The organism is Haematobacter genomosp. 1, assembly GCF_002196855.1.
In the GTDB taxonomy this organism is placed as follows: domain Bacteria; phylum Pseudomonadota; class Alphaproteobacteria; order Rhodobacterales; family Rhodobacteraceae; genus Haematobacter.
In genome coordinates, this window is record NZ_NIPW01000053.1 from 1 (window position 1) to 4,552 (window position 4,552).

A 4,552-nucleotide genomic window follows, 5' to 3' on the forward strand; every position below is an offset into this window, starting at 1 on the left:
GCTTTAGTTGATTGCATTCGATAGCCCGCTATCGGTTTGGCTTGAATATGCACAGTTGTTACTACATCTAATACTACAGTCGGTATTACTACTGATTATTACTTCAGCTAGATAATATAATTATCTGTATTTGATACTACAGTTTATACTTCCAGTGATACACACCGTTTTTACAGCAGTGGATACTACAGTTGATACACACAATGGGGTAAGGGGGCTTTTTCGATAAAGTTAATAAAATCAATATGTTAAATTGGATTCAGGTGATTTGATAGCCCGGTACACAGACCTCTCTGATACTCCGAGACGTTCAGCAATGGCAGCCTTTGTCATGCCTTCTTGTGCAAGCTGGCGAATGCTGTCTGCTTTGGACATGGCTGTAGGCTTCCTGCCCTTGTAGCGTCCTTCTGCCTTGGCTTTGGCAATGCCTTCTCGCTGACGCTCCAGCATCATTTCACGCTCGAACTGCGCAACAGCAGCTAGCATGTTCAGCATGAGCTTTCCGGTAGGGGTTGCTGTGTCCAGCCCTAGCCCAAGGATGCGCAAACTAACGCCCTTCGATGTCAGGGTGTCTACGATCTCTGCTAGGTGTGTCACGTTGCGTGCAAGCCTATCGAGCTTAGTGACAATCAAGGTGTCGCCTTCTCTGAGGTAGTCCAAGCAGGCACGGAGTTCTGGACGCTCTCCAACAGCGCTGACTTGTTCCTCAAACAGCTTGGTACAGCCGTGGTCAGTGAGGGCCTTCTTCTGTGCCTCAAACCCCGCAATCTGCTCTTGGGTGCTAGTACGTGCATAGCCGACGACAGCGCTCATGCTGACACTCCATACTGCCAATAGGTTCTAATACGTTATGTCTCCGATACTGCCATAATGCAATACCAATTCTATTGGCAGTATGATGTGAGGTAGCCTGTCACTGACACAGGGGCCTGCCCTAGTGGCATTATCTATCTAACCAACCATATCTAGATCTTTGTGGACGTGACTCCTGCCAAATTGAGCGATACAACGGGTCACCAAAGAGCAGAGCGATGTTGCGTCCGACAAACCCCAAACGAAGAACCCAGCACGTTGCACGACGCTCGGCGTCCGCTTTTCTCCATGCGCCAAGAATTGCGGCGAAGATTTCTCGGCCCCTGAATACCCATGTCGCTATCCGCTGGGAGTTGTTGGGGTACCCAAGAGAAGATGCCAGCAAAGCATTCGAGAGGTTGAGATTGGGGCCATTCGCACAGTGGTCGCGCTACGTACCCGTGGGAAGCCAGAAGCCTAGAAATGGCCAGCCCACCTACGCATGGGTTTTTGAAGCTACAGGCGGCCTGCACGTGCACTGGTGTGTTCACGTAGAGGCAGGGCAGGAGATGGGCTTTGAAAGGATGCTGCGGCGCTGGATCAAATCAGCATTGGGACTAGCAGAACTGCCCACGCACACCACAGTTGGCGTCCAGAAGATCCCTAATATGCATGGCTTTAAGCTCTACCTGATGAAGGGCGCAGAAGCGTGGTATGCTGCCGCCTGTAACATCCGCCGCATCGAAAATCAGGGAGAGGTTATCGGTAAGCGGTGCGGCGTAAGCACGAACCTCAGTAAGAGTGCACGGATAAACTTAGAGGGACCGTGGCGGAGAGGTGGACACCAAGATGATCCGCTTCGCAATGGCGCTAACAGCTAACTGATTGCCGTAGTCAACGGCTAAGCATGCGATCCCAAAGATCTCGCCATGACGAGCGTGGTCTGCCCCGTTGGTCCGTGAGTAACGCCTGTGCCTGCTGTCGCCAGCGGTCGCGCTCTTCCTTGATATCAGCAATCCTGCTGTCGCTCTCTGCTAGGCGCTGCTCTGCTACCTCCAACCGTATCTGTAGCTCTCGGATCAGTAGGGCGTTCTCCGTGGAAACTACGGTGTTATCCTGTGGTTCAGGTTCACTGTTAATGGAAACTGGTGGGTAAACCCTGTGAAGCTCTGATGGGTCGATCTTGTACACCCCGTCAGTCTGCTTAGACGCAGAAATCCTGCCTGATTTGATAGCCTTAGATATAGCAGCCTTCGACTTACCGGTTGCCTTAGCTGCTTCACCTAGGGTGTACACTGAGGGGTTTCCTATCGTTCACTTGACTGTTCAGGTTTACTGTTCACCTTTGTTTTTGCCAAGCTCAACGGGCGCGTCCTCCGCTTACGCGTATGCATGATCATTATGGCGTCTGCTGCCCTTGTTCGCGGCAGGTTCAGAGGTTCAGGCTCTTGCTGTTCGCCGGTGTATAGTTCCATTTGCTTGCGCTCATGGTTCTCCACGGCGGCAAGGGTAAATCGGATGAGCTTTCTTCCTACGACAAATCCTGGGAGTTCTCCGTCTCTGTACATCTGTCGGACTGTCTCTGCGCTGCATCCCCAGCGTTGCGCGAGGGAGTACGGGGTTAACACCATTGGATTACCCAAGTTACGCCTCCTAGCGTTTGCGCTGTGTTGCTGGCAGGTCTGGCTCTAGTCCGGGGATTGCTGGTTCCGAGGGTGGAGGAAGTCCATCGCCTGACGGTAGCTGTTGTTCTCCGGGAGCAAGGTCTGGAAGTCGATGCAGAGGCGGGAGTTTCCCCAACTGATCTCTATTGGGTTGCTCAGTCTCCGAAGCAATTACTGTAGCTGAAAATAACGCATAGCGAAGATCATTTCTCGCCTTTACCCACGCTACACGGGAATTGAGGATATAGGCGTTTACAGTTCCTGATTTTCCCACCTGTGCTGTTTCTATCCACTTTCCTTCGATTAGGGCTGCAATTGCGCGCCTAACAGAGCTAACCGACATACCAGAGATCTCCGCTAATACCGGATAGCTAGCCATTACGGCATTATGGTCTCCAACTCGATTTACTAGGACATGTAGCAAGGCAGAAGCCTTTGGGTTCTCTAGTGTGAGTTTGGCCCATGACTCGTGTGTTGTTCTGTCGGTCTGGACGAAGTGGCTCTTGTTGGGTTTGTCCGGCAGGGTGGACATGAGCAGACCCCTGTTCATAGGTGGTAGAGTGTGTGCCATACTTGGTACGATTTGTTTCACGCATGATCAAATGTGTACCAGACCCTGTTCAAAGCTATGAACACAACCCTGTTCAAAGCTATGAACAGGGTGCCACCGGCAAGTATCTGATTTCAAATCAATAAATTTTCACACTCTCTTATGATCTTAGGTCGCAGCCTGACAGCAGCAGGCAGGACGTGAGAAAGACACCACAGATCGAACGAACGGCCTGCCTGATGATGGCTGGATGTGACCCGTAGAACGTCACCAACTGTGCACCAATGAAGTACCTGTAGAGCGTACCAAGGAGCACAACCGGGGAAGGTGTGGGTCAGGCAGGGAGAGGAAGGGGCAGCATTCCCTGTGATCAAATCGTACATACAATCAGCTTGAACTACAGCATAGCAAATTGTATATACAGGCATGGAAATCGACTGCGACCCGGTAAAGCGAGAAGCAACGCTCAGAGAGCGCAAGCTGGACATGCTGGAAGTGGGGCAGTTGTTCGATGGGCCGACGCTTACCACAGAGGACGATCGGTTCGACTACGGGGAAACCCGGCTTATCACCATCGGGTTTCTCAACAGCAGAATGCTTGTGGTGGTTTGGACAGCACGTGGCGACACACGCTGGATCATCAGCATGAGGAAAGCCAATGACCGAGAACAGAAAGCCTATGCCCCTAGATTTCAACGATGATGCCCCGGACCTCTCTACCCCTGAGTGGCAAGCGAAGTTCGACAAGGCGAAGGTCATGCGGGGTGCACAGATCGCCCCTAGGAAGGTACCTGTTTCGATCCGTCTGAGTGCTGAGGTGGTTGAGCACTTCAAGGCACAGGGGAAGGGCTGGCAGAGTCGGATTGATGAGGCGCTGAAGGCAGCGATTGCTCAGCGCTGAGGCAGGGCAAACGGCGATTGGATCAAGGATAGCCTGTCAGGTAGCCCCGATGATCACGTATAGCTCCTGAGAAGCCCTGAGAGCGTCGCTGAGTGCCCATCTTGGCGTGAGATAGCCTTGGGTAGCCCGTGGACATGATGCCGCTGTAGGTGGCCTGCCAGAGCCTGTACGGCAAATGGGGGGGGGTTAGGAAAAACCAGCAGAGAATTCCGTGAGGGTATCCATCAGTTACTACGCCAAGAACTTCCCCCATACCCGGTGAACCTACACCGTGAGGCCAGAGAATACCAACCGGATACTACCCCGGTATTCATTTCAGAGCGCAGCGCTTCTGTGTTGCTTTGGAATGCTGTCGGGCTTGATAGTTGTCGTGCAAACTGGGGTGTTATTCAGGTGCCATCTGTCACTTTTCAAATGCCGGTATTACCTGATTATTCCCTGATTATCCATGTGCTGTAATCATATCTTTAACAACTGTAGTAACTACAGTGCTAATACAGTCTTATTTCCTAGTGCTATAGCCTATTCTGTAATAAATTGATTTTCCTGTATAAAATTAATACCCCCACTAATGATAGAATGATCTGCCGGATCAGTTCGTTTGATATACTACAGTTGTTACTGCTGCTATTACTCTATCTGATT

General features: G+C 51.4%; 4 protein-coding genes. 2 read left to right on the forward strand and 2 right to left on the reverse strand.

The genetic code is table 11. The features are described from left to right. Positions 1 to 240 precede the first annotated feature (240 nt). A complete protein-coding gene (locus CDV49_RS18680) occupies positions 241 to 813 on the reverse strand; it encodes a recombinase family protein (RefSeq protein WP_088216828.1) in 573 nt (190 codons plus the stop codon). Positions 814 to 2,445: 1,632 nt separating this feature from the next. Then, entirely contained in the window at positions 2,446 to 3,027 is a 582-nt protein-coding gene (locus CDV49_RS21145; RefSeq protein ID WP_373447818.1) for a helix-turn-helix domain-containing protein, read from the reverse strand. A gap of 465 nt (positions 3,028 to 3,492) precedes the next feature. Here CDV49_RS21145 and CDV49_RS18690 point away from each other — a divergent pair, with 465 nt between their 5' ends. Together CDV49_RS18690 and CDV49_RS18695 are read left to right on the forward strand one after the other, a co-directional pair. Next, positions 3,493 to 3,708, forward strand: a complete 216-nt coding sequence (locus tag CDV49_RS18690; RefSeq protein ID WP_256947407.1) for a BrnT family toxin — start codon at positions 3,493 to 3,495, stop codon at positions 3,706 to 3,708. Continuing rightward, entirely contained in the window at positions 3,665 to 3,907 is a 243-nt protein-coding gene (locus tag CDV49_RS18695; RefSeq protein WP_179209268.1) for a BrnA antitoxin family protein, read from the forward strand. The genes CDV49_RS18690 and CDV49_RS18695 overlap by 44 nt, the downstream gene beginning before the upstream one ends. Positions 3,908 to 4,552: the final 645 nt, after the last annotated feature.